Here is a 15,100-nt window from a genome sequence, read left to right on the forward strand (position 1 = left end):
CGGGCGTCCTGCCGCGGCCGCTGGAGGACCAACGGGCCTGGCGCGCCGCGGGACTCTTCGCGGCGCGTACGGTGCGGGGACGTACGCCGCTCCCGCACCCGGCGCGGCGGGGCTCAGTTCTCGAACAGTACGACCTGGCGCACTGCCCGGCCCTCCGCGAGGGCATCGAGACCCTCGTTGATCTGCTCGAAACCGATCCGCTGGGAGATCAGCTCCTCGATGGGTAGCTTCCCCTCCCGCCACAGTCCCAGGTACACGGGGATATCCCGCGCGGGGACCGCCGAACCCAGGTAGGAACCCACGATCGTGCGCGCCTGCGCGGTGAGCCCCAGCGGGGAGATCGTGGACCGGGCGTCCGGCGAGGGCAACCCCACCGTCACCATGATGCCCCCGGGCGAGGTCGCCGCGACCGCCGTCTCGAACGCGCGGGGGTGGCCCGCGGCCTCGATCACCACGGCCGCCGTCACCCCCTGCTCGGCGAGCTCCTCGGGGGAGTACACCGCGCTTGCTCCGAGTTCGACGGCGCGCGCGAGCTTCTCCGGGTTCGCGTCCACCCCGATCACCGGGCCCTTCTCGAGCGAGACCGCGGTCAGCAGCGCAGCCATGCCCACGCCGCCCAGACCCACGATGAGCACCGTGTCACCATCGTTGGGACGGCCCGCATTGATCACGGCGCCGCCACCCGTGAGCACCGCGCAGCCCACCACGGCGGCGATCTCCGGGGGCACGTCCTTGTCCACGGGCACCACCGATTGGCGGTTGACCACCGCGTGGGTCGCGAAACCCGAAACCCCCAGGTGGTGGAACAGCTCCTCCTCACCGCGGTGCAATCGGCGCTCACCACCGGGCAACAGCCCGGCGTCGTTACTGCGGGAACCGGGACCGCACGGCAGCTTCCCGTCCGTGGCGCATTGGTCGCACTCCTCGCAACGGGGCAGGAACACGGTCGTGACCTGGTCACCCACGGCGATGTCCGTGACACTCTCACCCACCGCCTCCACGATCCCGGAGGCCTCGTGTCCCAGCACCATGGGCGTGGGACGCACCCGGTTGCCGTCCACCACGGACAGGTCCGAGTGACACAGTCCCGCCGCCCGGACCTGGATCAACAGCTCGCCCGGACCGGGGTCCGCGAGCTCCACCTCCTGGAGGCGCAGCGGATGGGACTCGGCGTACGGGCGCGGCAGCCCGATCTCCTCGAGCACGGCGGCGGTGATCTTCACAGCGACTCCTTCATCATGGGTGACCCGTCCGACAAGGCAACGTCCGCTCGGGCGGACCGCCCGCCGGGACGGCTCCCTCGGCTGCCGTAAGCGGGCGCGGGTCTGCGTCTCAGTGTCGCCTGTCGGCCTCAAGGGCGTCCAGTAGAGCGTCCTCCTCGTCTTCGTTGCTCACGCCGGTGGAGGCCCGACGGCGCTTGGGTCGGTACAGCGACTTCAGATGCGCGGGCATGTCGTCGGCCATCTGCAACTGACGGATGATCAGCGACTCGTCCATCTCCCCGATGTAGTTGCCCTCGGCGTCGTAGTACTGCGCCAACCGGCGTTCCACCTCCGCGGCGTACGCGCGATCCCACTCGAGGTTCTTCACGTGCTGGCGGGCCGAGTACCCGTAGGCCACGAACACCAGCACCGCGAACGCGTACCACTGCAGCGAGTAGGACAGGTGCGGACCGTACTCGATGGCCGGTCGTTCACCGGCCTGCGGGGTCACGCTCGAGGGCGGGTCCTCGGAGACCAGTTCTCCGTACCCGCCCGTGGCCAGCGCGCCACCCCAGCGTTCGGCGAACGCGGGCAGGTCGATCGAGGCGGACTGACCCTCGGGTGCCCCGCGGTCCAGGGTGCCCTCGGTGGGGCGCAGCCGGGCGGTCACGGTCACGGTCCCGGACCGGGGAGGGGGCACCGCGGACGGCATCCCGTTCGCGGAGTCGTCCGTGGGGATCCAGCCGCGGTCGATCGCGATCACGGGTCCCTCCACGGTGCGGAACGGGACCAGGACGTCGTACCCCACGCGCCCGTCGTGCGGACGGTTGCGGATCAGCACGGTCTCCTCGGGCACGTACGTGCCGCGCAGTTCCACGGGGTGCCAGGTCTGCGAGTCGTCGTAGTCCTGGAACAGGGGGATGCCGCGGGCGGAGTCATAGGCCGGGGCGTCGTAGTTCTTGCTGATCTTGGCGTTCTCCGCGACCAGGTGGTCGTTGCGGGACATCTGCCAGTGGGCCAGGTAGAGGCACAGCGCCGCAGCTACGCAGCACAGCGCGAACCAGCCGAGCCACGTGGGGGTGCCCAGGAACTTGTACTTGCGCATCAAGGCGTGCGCCCCGATTCCTCGGGTCGGACGACGCCGCCGTCCCCGACCTCGGCGCGGCCGTCACCCGCGCCGGGCTCGTGCGGGATGTCCTGGCTCGCAGCGGCGTCGGGCGTCGCGTCCTCGGGGGCCTCGAACGGTGTGATGGTCTTGAGGAAGCCACGCTGGCCCAGGAAGTCGGCCAGGTGCTCCCGGTGCTCGTCGCACGCGAGCCACGCCTTGCGGCGCTCGGGGGTGTGCACGCGGGGGTTGTTCCACAGCAGGGTCCACTGCGCGGGACGCGAACAGCCCCGGCGAGAGCACACGGCCTCGGGTGCCGCCGCGCGGGGGCGGGGTGCGGCGTCGTCGGGCGCGGGGCGTTGCGGGTCCAGAGAGCCGAGCAGATCGAATCCCACGGTGAAGAAATCCTCCCAGAAATCGTGCGGTGCGGTGGGCGCGGGGGCGGGCCCGCTTCAGTTGCGGCGCGTGACCGCGCGGGGCGGGGGCAGTTCGCGCTGCGGGGGCGGGGCGGTGTACTCCCCGTCCACGACCACGGTCTCCGGATCCGGTGCCCGCTCCTGCGACTCGGCGCTCGTGGGCAACTCGGTGCGCGTGGGTGGGCGGTACGCGGAACCCGAGCGTTCGGAGCGGTCCGCGCCGCGGTTGGCCATCATGACCGCGAGCCACGGCAGGATCGCAGCGCCCAGCACGAGCAGGATCCGCGCGATCAGGTTGTCGATCAGCACCACTCCGATGATGCACACCACGCGCAGCGCCATCTGGAAGGAATAGACCTTCATGCGGTGTGCTATGTCGGTGGTGTGCGGATCCGCCGCCGAGGTGATCGAATGAACCTCGGTGGAACCATGCGACTGCGGCTGGGAAGGTGAGATGGGAACCGGTCCTTCGGCGAACGATCTGGGGGTGTACCCGCGGGGCGACACTGCCACGGCTGACTGTGAGCGTTCTGAGCATTATCTCACCGTTGTGTGTGGCGCCCAAGCGGGGGATGTCCGCCGGTCAGAGGCCGGTTAGGATGCTGTGAGGTCTTGATACGAGGGTGGGCTTGCCCGCCGCGCCCGCCCCTCCACGGAAGGTTCCATCATGTCTGACCAGTCCTCCGCCGCTCGCACCGTGCTCGTCACCGGAGGCAATCGAGGTATCGGCCTCGCGATCGCGGAACGGTTCATCGCCGCCGGGGACAACGTGGTGGTCACCTCGCGCTCCGGTAGGGACGGGCCCGACGGCGCGTACACCGTGCAGGCGGACGTCACCGACACCGCCTCCGTGAACGCGGCCTTCCGGGAGATCGAGGGGAAGTTCGGTCCCGTGGAGGTACTCGTGGCGAACGCCGGGGTCACCAAGGACACCCTGTTGGTGCGCATGAAGGACGCCGATTTCCAGGACGTGATCGACACCAACCTCACCGGCGCGTTCCGGGTGGTGCAGCGCGCGACCAAGGGGTTCATGCGACTGAAGCACGGCCGGATCATCTTCATCTCGTCCGTGGTGGGGTACACGGGCGCGCCGGGTCAGGTGAACTACGCGTCCTCCAAGGCCGGACTGGTCGGCATGGCCCGCGCCATCACCCGCGAACTCGGTTCCCGCGGGATCACCGCCAACGTGGTGGCCCCCGGCTACATCGACACCGCCATGACCCATGAGCTCTCCGACGAGGTCAAAGACAACTACCTCTCCATGATCCCGGCCCAGCGTTTCGGGCACGTGGAAGAGGTCGCCGGAGCGGTGGAATACCTTGCCTCCGACGCCGCGGCCTACGTCTCCGGCGCTATCATCCCCGTAGACGGCGGGTTGGGCCTGGGGCACTGACACCGCCGATTCCCGCACCCCTCGAAGGAGAAACCGCATGAGTTCAGTGGCAGGCAAGACCGTGGTCATCACCGGATCCTCGCGAGGCGTGGGCGCGGACACCGCCAAGATCCTCGCCGGTGAGGGCGCCAACGTGGTGGTCAACTACCGCCAGAAGGCCCCCCGGGCCAACAAGGTGGTCAAGGAGATCACGGAGGCCGGCGGCCACGCGATCGCCGTGCAGGCGGACATCACAGACGCCGAGTCTCGCGCGGGTCTGTTCCGTGCCGCCGTGGACGAGTTCGGTGGCGTGGACGTGTTGATCCTCAACGCCTCCGGGGGCATGGAGACCGAGATGGGTGAGGACTACGCCCTGCGGTTGAACCGTGACGCCCAGAACGACACCCTGACCGAGGCCCTGCGGACGCTTCCCCAGGGTGGCCGCGTGGTGTTCGTCACGAGCCACCAGGCACACTTCATCAACGACGTGGAGACGATGCCCGAGTACGAGGCCGTGGCCAAGTCCAAGCGCGCCGGGGAAGACACCCTTACGGCTCGCGTGCCCGAGCTGCAGGACAAGGGCATCGGCTTCGTGGTGGTCTCCGCGGACATGATCGAGGGCACCGTCACGGCCACGCTGCTCAACCGGGCCCGCCCGGGAGCACTCGATGAGCGCCGCGAGGCCGCCGGGAAGCTCTACACCGTCCATGAGTTCGCCCAGGAGATCGCCGCGATGGTCACTGCGGACGTTCCCACCGGTCACGTGGAACTCGTGGGTGGCGCGGAGGACTTCCTAGCGCAGGCAGGTCGGTAGCACCCGCACCGGGCCGTGGTCCCGAGGAGTGCACGGTCCGGCCCCGGTCGAGTTCGAACGGACCGCGCAACTGTGGTAGGTTTCTTGTCGTTGCCACGGGCCGAGAAGGTTTCCGGGAGATCGGAAACGCCGCGGTTCGGACACCTGCGCGGGTGGCGGAATAGGCAGACGCGCTAGCTTGAGGTGCTAGTCCTCGTATTAGAGGGTGGGGGTTCAAGTCCCCCCTCGCGCACACGATTCGGGAAGCCCCCAATCCGGAGACATGAGTTCCGGGTTGGGGGTTTTTCGCATGCCCGCCCGAACGCCCGGGGCGGGATGCGTCTCGGGGGCGGGGTGCGCTAAGTACATCTGAGGCCCGAAACCGCACCAGATCAGCCGTGGACCTGCCGTATCGGGGCACAGATGTATGTGGGCCGGGGCGGACCCGGTCAGGCGTCGGCGGTGCCCTCCGCCGGCTAGTGCCCTCTGCGGTTCTGCGCGGCCACCGAGCGCCAGCGGCGAAACGCGATGATCGTTGCCACGACACTCACCAGGCACGCCACACCGAACACGATCAGGTGTGCCCACGTGGGTTCCGTGGCCAGCGCCCCCAGCCCCACGAGGGCCACCTGTCCGGGGATCACGGTCAGGGCACTCGCGGAGAGGAACACGCTCTGGGGGATTCCCAACGCACCGCATCCGTAATTGACCGGCCAATAGGGGATCCCGGGGGCCAATCGCAGCGTGGCCACGGCCTCGAAGCCCGCCCCGGTGAGGTAGTTCTCCACGGTGTCCGCGTGCTTGCCCATGATCTTGCGGGTCGCCTGCTTCCCGAGTCCCCGCGCGAGCCAATAGCCACCCCAGCCGCCGATCAGCGCGGCCACGACGGAGAACACGCTGCCCAGGGTCGCACCGAAGAGCACGCCGGCCGTGACCGCCATGATCGTCACGGGGATCGGGGTCATCGCCACGATCGCATAGATGAGGATGAACACGAGCCAGCCGGCCCAGCCGTAGCCGTTAATCGTGGCCTCGAGTTCGGCCTGGCTCGGCAGGTGCACGGTGAACGCGAGCCACACCATGAGCACGAGCACCAGGATCAGTGCGGCGTTACGGGCCCACGTGACCCAGCTGCTCATCGAGTCGCCGTCGTCCGGGCCGGAGGATGCGCTCGACGCCTCCCCGGTCGAGGAGTCGTCCGGGGAGGGTTCGGGCTGGAAACGGGTGGCCACGGGCACCCACTGTACGACCAGCATCCACGGGCGGGCGTTTGTGGCCCCCGATGACCGCGAAGGTGACGGGTGTAACCCCTACGATGGGGGCAGCTGCCCGCAGCGCAGCGTCGTCGGACTCGGCCCCGCGGGGGCACGACCGGTGACCACCCCGCGCCGAGACCCCACAGGTGAGACATGCCCAGTAGCCCCACCCGCCCCGTCCCCGAGCACGCGGAGGACACCAGGAGCGCCGGACCGGACGCGGGCGGAAAGCGGCCGGGGTGGGTTCGCCGGCTGATCCCCGTGGTGCTCGTGCTTGCGTGGCTGGGGGTCATGGGCGTGGGCGGACCCACGTTCGGCAAGCTCTCGGACGTGGTGTCCAACTCGCAGACGGACTTCCTGCCCGTGGACTCGCAGGCCACACAGGTCCAGGACCGGCTCGGGGAGTTCCAGGATTCGGACGGTGTGCCGGCCATCGTGGTCATGGAGTCCGAGAACGAGATCACGCCGCGGCAACTACGCGCGATCGGGACGAACGCGCAGGCCCTGGGTGAGATCCAGGACGTCCTGGAGGTCTCCCCGCCCATCCCGAGCGAGGACGGCAAGGCCGTGGAGATCATCGCCCTGGTGAGCTCGGAGGCGGACACCGGCACCGTGGTCGAACACCTGCGCGAGCGACTGGCCGAGGACACCCCCGAGGGACTGTCGGTGGCCGTGACCGGTCCGGCGGGACTCGTGGCGGACCTCTCGGCGGCGTTCGCGGGTATCGACGGGCTGCTGCTGATCGTGGCCCTCGTGGCGGTGCTCGTGATCCTGGTGATCGTCTACCGCTCGCCGCTGTTGCCGTTCCTCGTGTTGCTCACGAGCGTGGGCGCGCTGTGCGGGGCGATCATCACCGTCTACTTCCTGGCCCAGCAGGGCTGGATCGATCTCAGCGGGCAGACGCAGGGGATCATGTCGATCGTGGTGATCGGTGCGGCCACCGACTACGGGCTGCTCTACACCGCGCGGTTCCGCGAGGCCCTGCACCACACGCCGTCGCGCTGGACCGCGACCCGTATGGCCTGGAAGGGCACCGTGCCCGCCGTGCTGGCGTCCGGGACCACGGTCATCGCGGGTCTGTTGTGCCTGTTGTTCTCCGCCCTGACCTCCAACCGCGGCGTGGGTCCGGCCACCGCCATGGGCGTGGTCTTCGCGATCCTCGCCGGTCTCACGCTGTTGCCGGCGCTGCTCGCCCTGTTCGGTCGGGTGGCCCTGTGGCCCCAGATGCCGCGCGTGGACGAGAACCCCGAGACCCACGAGCAGGCCATGAACCCCTACGACCGCAAGGGGCTGTGGCCCTCCGTGGCGCGCCTCGTGGACCGGAGGTCGCGCGCGGTGTGGCTCGTGTGCGCCGTCGTGCTGGGCGCCGCCGCCGTGGGCGCGAGCCAGCTCGACGCGGACGGCGTCCCGCAGTCCGAATTCGTGCTGGGGGAGTCCGAGGCCCGCGACGGTCTGGCGGTCATCGAGCGTCACTTCCCGGGCGGCGCGGGGGATCCCGTGTACGTCCTGGCCCCGCAGGAGGACGCCCAGGCGGTTGCCGAGCGGTTGTCCCAGGACGACGACGTCGCGTCCGTCGCGTTCACCGCCCAGGACTCCCCGAACGGGACCCTGCCATATCCCACGCCGCAGGGCGGACCCCTGGCGAACGCGGGACCCACCGTGAGCAACGGGGACGTGCTGATCCAGGCGACCCTCACCTACGCGTCCGACTCCGAGGAGGCCCAGGCCACGGTCACCCGCTTACGCGACGATCTCGCCGGGATCACCCCCGACGCGAAGATCGGCGGGACCACCGCCGTGCAGGTGGACACGATCGCCGCGTCCGAACGTGACCGCGCGCTGATCATCCCCATCATCCTGGCGGTGATCCTGCTCATCCTCATGGTGTTGCTGCGCAGCATCCTGATGCCCGTACTGTTGATCGCCACCACCGTCCTGTCCTTCGTCTCCGCGCTCGGTGTGGCCACCCTGGTGTTCCACCTCATGGACATCAACCAGGCAGACCCCACCGTGCCACTGTTCAGCTTCGTGTTCCTCGTGGCGCTGGGGATCGACTACAACATCTTTCTCATGAGCCGCGTGCGCGAGGAAGTCGTCACCGCGGGCCACCGCAAGGGCGTGCTGGCCGGACTCATCACCACCGGCGGGGTCATCACCTCCGCGGGCATCGTGCTGGCCGCGACGTTCGCCGCACTGGCCGTGCTGCCCATCCTGTTCCTGGTGCAGCTGGCCATCATCGTGACGATCGGCGTGCTCATGGACACGATCATCGTGCGCTCGCTGCTGGTGCCCGCCCTGGCTCTGGACCTCGGCCCCCGCTCGTGGTGGCCCTCGCGCGTGGGCACCCCCGGGAAGCACCGCGCCCTGCCGACGACGCCGCGCTGAGCCTTCCTGACGCCGCACGGCTTACGTGCCCGCGGCCCGGGAACGGGCCGAGCGACGTCGTCGGTGCGGTGGAACGGCCCGCGGGAGTGGTCCGAGCGGCGTCGTGCCGGTGCCTTCTTTGTGCGCGCTTCCGCGGGGCCGATAAACTGCGGCCATGTCCCAGAACTGTGCTGTCGTCGCCCTGGCCGTGTCCCCGGAGGACGGTGCCACCGAAGCCGTCCTCGACGCCGTGGAACGTGCCGGTGCCGTGGTCGAGACGCACAACTGGGTGCGGGTCACGGGGACCGCGTCGGACGGGCAGGCTGCGGACGTGGAGGGCTACAACGCCCTGACCGTGCGCGTGCAGACCGAGGACCCGCAACAGCTTCGCCGCGCCTTGCAACCGGACCCGCAGCGGCAGTTGCTGCCGGGGATCGACCTCAACGTGGTGCCGCACACCTGGTTCGACCAGTCCCGCAAGAAGCTCGTGGTGCTGGACGTGGATTCCACACTCATCCGCCAGGAGGTCATCGAACTGCTCGCCGCCCACGTGGGCCGCGAGGCGGAGGTCGCCGCGGTCACGGAACGCGCGATGCGCGGTGAGATCGACTTCGCGGCGTCCCTGCGCGAGCGCGTGGCCGTCCTGGAGGGACTGCCCGCCTCGGCGATCGACGACGTCGCTGCCGCCGTACGGCTCTCGCCCGGAGCCAAGGTGCTCGTGCAGACCCTGCTGCGCGAGGGACACGCGGTGGCCGCGGTCTCGGGCGGCTTCAGCCAGGTGCTGGACCCGCTCGCGGCGCACCTGGAACTCACCCGCGCGGCCGCCAACGAGCTCGAGATCCAGGACGGCGTGCTCACGGGACGCGTGGCCGGGCGCATCGTGGACCGCGCCACGAAGGCGGAGGTCATGGGGCAATGGGCCCAGGAATTGGGCGTGACACCGGAGGACGTCATGGCCGTGGGGGACGGCGCCAACGACATCGACATGGCCCGCGCAGCCGGGCTGTCCGTGGCGTACCGGGCCAAGCCCGCGCTGCGGGAGGTCGCGGACACCCAGGTGAGCATCCCCAACCTGGACGCCCTGCGCTTCTTCCTGGATCTGTGACCGAGCCGGGCTGCCACGGAGCGCCGGACCGCGAACCGGCGCGGGCGGGGCATTAGAGTTGCCGTCATGAGTTCAGTGCTTGATCTGGTGGACGTGACGGTGGTCCGCGGCGAGAAGACCCTGTTGGACGGCGTGAACTGGACCGTGCGGGACGGGGAACGGTGGGTCATCCTGGGCCCCAACGGCGCGGGTAAGTCCACGCTGTTGTCGATCGCCGCCGCCCGGTTGCACCCCACGCGCGGCATGGTGGACATCCTCGACGAGATCCTCGGCGCGGTGGACGTCTTCGAGCTGCGCCCGCGGATCGGTGTGAGCTCCGCACCCCTGGCCGGTCAGATCCCGCATGCGGAGACCGTGGCGAACGTGGTGCTCACGGCGGCCTACGGCGTCACGGGGCGCTGGCGCGAGGAGTACGACGACGCCGACGTCCAGCGCAGTGAGGAACTGCTCGAGGCCTGGGGCTTGGGGGCCCTGCGAGAGCGCACGTACGGCACCTTGTCCGAGGGCGAGCGCAAGCGTGTTCTGATCGCCCGCGCACTGATGACCGACCCCGAACTGTTGTTGCTCGACGAACCCGCCGCCGGTCTGGATGTGGGCGGGCGCGAGAAGCTCGTGCAGCGCCTCGATGAACTCGCCCGGGACGAGGCCGCCCCGGCCACGGTCATGGTGACCCACCACCTCGAGGAGGTCCCGGACGGGTTCACCCACGCGCTGTTGCTGCGTGAGGGTGCCATCGTGGCAGCCGGTCCGGTGGCGCAGGTGATGACGCAGAAGAATCTCTCCCACACCTTCGACATGCCCCTCAAGCTCGTGCGCGTGGCCGATCGTTACGCGGCGTTCGCCCGCTGATCCGCCTCCATGCTGACACTGTCCTCCGCCATGGTCCCCACGGAGTTCTTCGGTTCCGGCGGGACCGTGGGCTTCGAGTGGTGGCAGGTGCTGCTGATCCTCGTGGCCGGGTTATGGGCCGGGACGATCAACACCATCGTGGGGTCCGGCACGCTCGTGACGTTCCCGGTGCTCGTGACCATGGGGGTTCCCCCGGTCACGGCGTCCATGTCCAACGCCATGGGGCTGATCGCCGGTAACCTCACCGGCGCGTGGAGCTACCGCAGTGAACTGCGTGGGCTGACCCGCACGCTGTTGAAACTGCTGCCGTGCTCGATCCTGGGCGGGGTGATCGGCGCTTCCCTGCTGCTGCACCTGCCCGAGGAAGTCTTCGGTGTGGCCGCGCCCGTGCTGATCGTGGTCGCACTGCTGTTCGTGGTATTCCAACCCACGCTCCAGGCCAAGGTCCGCGAGCGCAAGGAACGTCAGGCCCGGGACGCCGCGGCCGGCGGCCTGGATGCCCCGCAGGCGGGGGAGACGGCCACGGACACCGAGGCCGTGGACCGGTCCAAGCAACCCTTGATGTTGTACGTGCTCGTGTTCTTCGCGGGCATCTACGGCGGGTACTTCGTGGCCGCGCAGGGCGTGTTGCTCGTGGGCATCCTGGGTGTGTTCCTGCTGGCCCCGCTGCAATCGGCGAACGCGGTCAAGAACGCCCTGGTCGCGGTGGTCAACATCGTGGCGGCGCTGTCCTACGTGCTGCTCGCGTTCGACCGGATCAACTGGTGGGTCGTGGTGTTCATCGCCCTGAGCTCCACTCTGGGGTCGTGGCTGGGCGCCAAGATCGGCAAGCGGCTGTCCCCGGTGGCGCTGCGCACCGTGATCGTGGTCCTGGGTCTCGTGGCGCTGACCAACATGGTCTCGCAGCTGTTCTGACCGTTACCCGTTTTATCGTGCCGTTGTTCCGCGGGCCCCGTTCCGCCGCACCCCTTTTCCTCCAGAACCTTGTTCCTCCGATCCCCAGGATGTCCGTGAGCACTTCCGCGCCCCTGTCCGAACGCATCGTCCCGCTGACCGACCCCGCGGACCCGCGCGTCGCCGACTACACGAGCCTCACGGACGTGGCCCTGCGGCGTCGGCTGGAACCCGAGCGCGGGCTCTACCTCGCGGAATCGTCCAAGGTGCTGCGCCGAGCGCTCGACGCCGGCCACCGACCGCGCTCGTTCTTCATGGCCGAGAAGTGGCTCGAGGGGCTGCGCGACGTGCTCGAACGCTACGACGTTCCGGTGTACGTGGGCTCCGATGACGTGCTCGAGCGCATCACGGGGTTCCACCTGCATCGCGGCGCGATCGCGGCCATGCAGCGCCCCGAGCCCCTCGAGCTCACCGAGGTCCTCGCACGGTCACGGCGTGTGGCGATCCTCGAGGACATCGTGGACCACACCAACGTGGGCGCGATCTTCCGTTCCGCCGCGGCCCTGGACGTCGACGCCGTTCTGGTCACCCCGCGCTGTGCGGACCCCTTGTACCGCCGCGCGGTGCGCGTGTCCATGGGAACCGTGTTCCAGGTCCCGTGGGTGCGCCTGGAGCACTGGACCGCGGATCTGCAGGAAGTGAAAGACGCGGGGTTCCTCACGGCGGCCCTCGCCCTGTCCGACGACGCCGTCACGGTGGACGAGCTCGCGGCCGAGCACCCGGAGAAGTTGGCGTTGATCCTCGGGACCGAGGGCCAGGGGCTGAGCGCGGCCACGCTGCATCACGCCGAGCGGCACGTGATCATCCCCATGAGCCACGGCGTGGACTCGCTCAACGTGGCCGCGGCGAGCGCGGTGGCGTTCTGGGAGACCCGCCCGCGAGGGTGACCGCCGCGATTTCGTCCGGGTGCCACCCTGGACCATCTCGTTGCCCCGCACCGCATGCCCACCCATGAACGTCCAGGCATCCTAAGGCCACCCACGAGTCTCTGGGCACCCCGAGGCCATTCGCGGGGGTCTTTCGTGGCCTCGGGGTGCATCGGAGTTGCTGGACGGCGCGGCGGTAGCTGGGAGCTGCGCGAGGCGCAGAGGTGGCAGTGCGCCGTCGGCGGATACGGGCCGGGAATGACCGCAGGGCGGTTCCCCGGGAAGGGAACCGCCCTGCGGCGTTGTCGATGTCCCTCACGAGGGAGGGGCGACCGGGGGAGGGGTCAGCGGGTGGTCCACACCCCGCGCTGGGGGGTCCAGTGGGCGGTCACGCCGTTGGAGAAGCGCTGGAGCACCTCGCCGCCGCTGCGGTATTCATCCGTGACGGGCCAACCCCATCCGCGTTCGAAGCCCGCGCGCTTCCACGCGCCACCGATCCCGCCGGTCTCCTTCACGGCCTTGGGGCCCGTGGCGGGGGTCCACAGCACCTTGGTGAGCGAGGACCCGTTGCGGAAGAGCTGGTAGGCGCCGCCGGGGACCCGGCGCTCGTCCGAGCTGGGGTAACCGTAGCCGCGCTCACGGCCGGCGGAGATGAACCTGGAACCGATGGCCGTGGGGTTCTCCACCACGTAGGCGCCCGTGGAGCGGCTCCAGTAAATGGTGGTCTTGCGTCCGTTCTTCACGAACTCCTGGTAGCGACCACCGTTGGCGGCGTTGGCCTCGTTCATCACGGGGTTGCCCCACTTGGCGGCGCCACCGGTGGCACGCCACTTGGAACCGATCCCACCCGCGGCGGTGTAGGACGCCTGGACGGTGGTGCGGGGCGTCACGGCGCGCACGGCGGCGGCGGGGTCCAGGTTGAGCGAACCCAGCGGGCCGCTCCCGGTGGAGGTCAGCAGCTGTTCGATCCGCGCGGGCGTGAGCCCGGGGTCCCGCTGCTTCATGAGCGCCACGGTGCCGGAGACCAGCGGGGTGGCCATCGAGGTCCCGTAGAGGTTGCCGTAAGTAGGAGCACCCGGGGCCGTGGTGCCGGAGTTGAAGGTGGAGAGCATGGGGTTGGCGGCGGTCCCGCCCGGGGCCAGGATGTCCACGACCGCGCCGGTGTTGGAGTAGCCAGCGGTGTAGCCCGTGGTGTCCGAGGCGCCCACCACGATGGTGTTCGCGCAGTTGGCGGGCGCCGTGCCACCGGCGTTGACCGAGCTGTTGCCTGCGGCCACGACCACGGGGACCTTACGGCTGACCGCGGTGTTGATCGCGTTCTGCATCGTGGTGCCGCACTGGCCCGGGTAATTCAGGGACAGGTTGATCACGGACGCGGGATTGCGGTTGGCCGATTGTCCGGCCACGGGAGCACCCGCGGACCACGAGATGCCGTCCGCGATGTCCGAGACCCACCCGTTGGTGCACTTGCCGAGCACGCGCACGGGGAGGATCTTGGCGCCGGGTGCCGCGCCGCTGATCCCCGCACCGTTGTGGGTCACACCGGCGGCGAGACCGGCCACGTGGGTCCCGTGCCACGAGGAGTTGCGGGTTCCAGCGGAGCACTCGCCGGGAGCACTCCAGTCGCCCTCGTCGCGGGGGTTGGCGTCACGCAGGTCGTAGTCTCGGGAGAGGTTCGTGTCGTTGATGAAGTCCCGTCCGGGCACCACCTTGGAGTCCAGGTCCCCGTGCGGGGTGATCCCGGTGTCCAGCACGGCGATGGTCTGTCCGTTGCCGCGGGACATGTCCCACGCGGCGGGGAAGTTCACGCCGCCCTGCTGGGGGAGCAGGCTCCACTGGAACTGGGTATAGGTGTCGTTGGGCACCCAGGACACGGAGGCGAGCCGGTCCGCTTCCGCGTATTCGACGGCGGGGTTGGCCTCGATCTCGCGCACGAGGTCCTTCTGCTCGGACTCGTCCAACTCGCGGTCCAGTTTGAGGACGTCCGCTTGCGCGGTGGTCTGCTTGACGTGTTCCTCGACCTCGGGGGTCTTGGTGTCACCCAGCGCCTGCTGGGCGGCAGTGTCCACGACCTTCTCCTTGGCGGCTTCCGGGGCCGCGGTGTCCCGGAACTTCACGATCACGCGATCGGATTCGGTGGGCGGATCGGAGGGCACCGTGGCGGCGGGGGCGTCCGGGCCGGCGGCCGGGTTGGTGGGTGCGGCCACGGCGGGTTGTGCGGTCAGTGCCAATGCGGCGGTGACCGCGAGAGGCAGGACCGCGCGGCGAACCAAGGCGCCCATGGAACCAGTCGACGGGGGAGTTGTGGCAGAGGGCAGGGGGGAGTGCAGGTGTGCAGAACTCATAGGTGGGGGAGACCTTTCGGTGGTCCCGGCACGAAGAAGGGGGGGGAGCACCGGAACCTGGGGGGATAGAGCCTCGACCATCCTAGGGGAGAGATCACATTTTGATGACGATTGCATGTTTCATGTCGCCACGTGCCCGCACACGACGACGCCCGGCCCACCGAAGGGTGGACCGGGCGTCGGGGGAGAAGTTCGGACTTACTTGCCGGACTTCCCGAAGTTCGCGAACCGCTGGTTGAAGCGCTCCACACGGCCGGCGGAGTCCATGATGCGCTGCTTGCCGGTGTAGAACGGGTGTGACTCGGAAGAGATCTCGACCTCAATGATGGGGTACTCGTTGCCGTCCTCCCACGTCTCCGTCTTGGAGGAGGTGGCGGTGGAACGGGTCAGCACGACCTTGCCGGACGCGAGATCGCGGAACAGGACCGGGTGGTAATCCGGGTGAATGTCAGCCTTCATGGTGTCAACCTTCT

Annotated in this window: 14 protein-coding genes and 1 tRNA gene; 8 read left to right on the forward strand and 7 right to left on the reverse strand. The window is 69.4% G+C overall.

Translation table 11 applies throughout. The features are described from left to right. Nucleotides 1-113 precede the first annotated feature (113 nt). The 4 genes from Q9R22_RS07745 to Q9R22_RS07760 form a co-directional block, all read right to left on the reverse strand. On the reverse strand, nucleotides 114-1,223 hold the full coding sequence (locus tag Q9R22_RS07745; RefSeq protein ID WP_131332906.1) for an alcohol dehydrogenase catalytic domain-containing protein: 1,110 nt from the start codon (nucleotides 1,221-1,223) through the stop codon (nucleotides 114-116). Nucleotides 1,224-1,332: 109 nt separating this feature from the next. Next, on the reverse strand, nucleotides 1,333-2,307 hold the full coding sequence (locus tag Q9R22_RS07750; RefSeq protein WP_131333924.1) for an SURF1 family protein: 975 nt from the start codon (nucleotides 2,305-2,307) through the stop codon (nucleotides 1,333-1,335). Further along, nucleotides 2,307-2,702 (reverse strand): hypothetical protein, encoded by a 396-nt coding sequence (locus Q9R22_RS07755; protein ID WP_239318668.1) that lies wholly within the window; start codon nucleotides 2,700-2,702, stop codon nucleotides 2,307-2,309. The genes Q9R22_RS07750 and Q9R22_RS07755 overlap by 1 nt, the downstream gene beginning before the upstream one ends. 57 nt (nucleotides 2,703-2,759) lie before the next feature. After that, nucleotides 2,760-3,236, reverse strand: coding sequence for a DUF3099 domain-containing protein (locus Q9R22_RS07760; protein WP_131332907.1), 477 nt, complete (start codon nucleotides 3,234-3,236; stop codon nucleotides 2,760-2,762). A gap of 154 nt (nucleotides 3,237-3,390) precedes the next feature. Here Q9R22_RS07760 and fabG point away from each other — a divergent pair, with 154 nt between their 5' ends. From fabG to Q9R22_RS07775, 3 genes are all read left to right on the forward strand, one after another. Then, entirely contained in the window at nucleotides 3,391-4,116 is a 726-nt protein-coding gene (gene fabG, locus Q9R22_RS07765) for a 3-oxoacyl-ACP reductase FabG (RefSeq protein WP_131332908.1), read from the forward strand. Between the two features lie 37 nt (nucleotides 4,117-4,153). Next, nucleotides 4,154-4,909, forward strand: a complete 756-nt coding sequence (locus Q9R22_RS07770) for an SDR family oxidoreductase (protein ID WP_098053397.1) — start codon at nucleotides 4,154-4,156, stop codon at nucleotides 4,907-4,909. Between the two features lie 146 nt (nucleotides 4,910-5,055). Beyond that, nucleotides 5,056-5,141 (forward strand) — tRNA-Leu (locus Q9R22_RS07775). Nucleotides 5,142-5,364: 223 nt separating this feature from the next. Here the strand turns inward: Q9R22_RS07775 and Q9R22_RS07780 are convergent. Then, complete coding sequence (locus tag Q9R22_RS07780; RefSeq protein ID WP_165489787.1) at nucleotides 5,365-6,120, reverse strand: TVP38/TMEM64 family protein; 756 nt, start codon at nucleotides 6,118-6,120, stop codon at nucleotides 5,365-5,367. 177 nt (nucleotides 6,121-6,297) lie between these two features. On the opposite strand from Q9R22_RS07780, the gene Q9R22_RS07785 reads away from it, so the two are divergent. The 5 genes from Q9R22_RS07785 to Q9R22_RS07805 all read left to right on the forward strand — a co-directional run bounded on the left by Q9R22_RS07785 (nucleotide 6,298) and on the right by Q9R22_RS07805 (nucleotide 12,303). Continuing rightward, nucleotides 6,298-8,529: an MMPL family transporter gene (locus Q9R22_RS07785; RefSeq protein WP_131332910.1), complete on the forward strand. Its 2,232-nt coding sequence runs from the start codon at nucleotides 6,298-6,300 to the stop codon at nucleotides 8,527-8,529. Nucleotides 8,530-8,683: 154 nt separating this feature from the next. Next, nucleotides 8,684-9,613, forward strand: a complete 930-nt coding sequence (gene serB / locus Q9R22_RS07790) for a phosphoserine phosphatase SerB (protein WP_131332911.1) — start codon at nucleotides 8,684-8,686, stop codon at nucleotides 9,611-9,613. A 66-nt stretch (nucleotides 9,614-9,679) separates the two neighbouring features. Beyond that, a complete protein-coding gene (locus Q9R22_RS07795; protein WP_131332912.1) occupies nucleotides 9,680-10,462 on the forward strand; it encodes an ABC transporter ATP-binding protein in 783 nt (260 codons plus the stop codon). A 9-nt stretch (nucleotides 10,463-10,471) separates the two neighbouring features. Beyond that, the gene (locus tag Q9R22_RS07800) at nucleotides 10,472-11,377 is read left to right on the forward strand and encodes a sulfite exporter TauE/SafE family protein (RefSeq protein WP_131332913.1); all 906 of its coding nucleotides are present in this window, start codon (nucleotides 10,472-10,474) and stop codon (nucleotides 11,375-11,377) included. Between the two features lie 95 nt (nucleotides 11,378-11,472). Further along, a complete protein-coding gene (locus Q9R22_RS07805; protein ID WP_131332914.1) occupies nucleotides 11,473-12,303 on the forward strand; it encodes an RNA methyltransferase in 831 nt (276 codons plus the stop codon). A gap of 323 nt (nucleotides 12,304-12,626) precedes the next feature. Here the strand turns inward: Q9R22_RS07805 and Q9R22_RS07810 are convergent, their stop codons facing one another. Next, on the reverse strand, nucleotides 12,627-14,564 hold the full coding sequence (locus Q9R22_RS07810) for a S8 family serine peptidase (RefSeq protein WP_242670411.1): 1,938 nt from the start codon (nucleotides 14,562-14,564) through the stop codon (nucleotides 12,627-12,629). A 261-nt stretch (nucleotides 14,565-14,825) separates the two neighbouring features. Further along, nucleotides 14,826-15,086 carry a type B 50S ribosomal protein L31 gene (locus Q9R22_RS07815; protein WP_035962003.1) on the reverse strand — a complete coding sequence of 87 codons (261 nt, stop codon included), beginning with the start codon at nucleotides 15,084-15,086 and terminating at the stop codon, nucleotides 14,826-14,828. Nucleotides 15,087-15,100: the final 14 nt, after the last annotated feature.

The sequence above is a fragment of the Kocuria sp. PD6 genome (assembly GCF_031844145.1).
GTDB lineage: Bacteria > Actinomycetota > Actinomycetes > Actinomycetales > Micrococcaceae > Kocuria > Kocuria marina.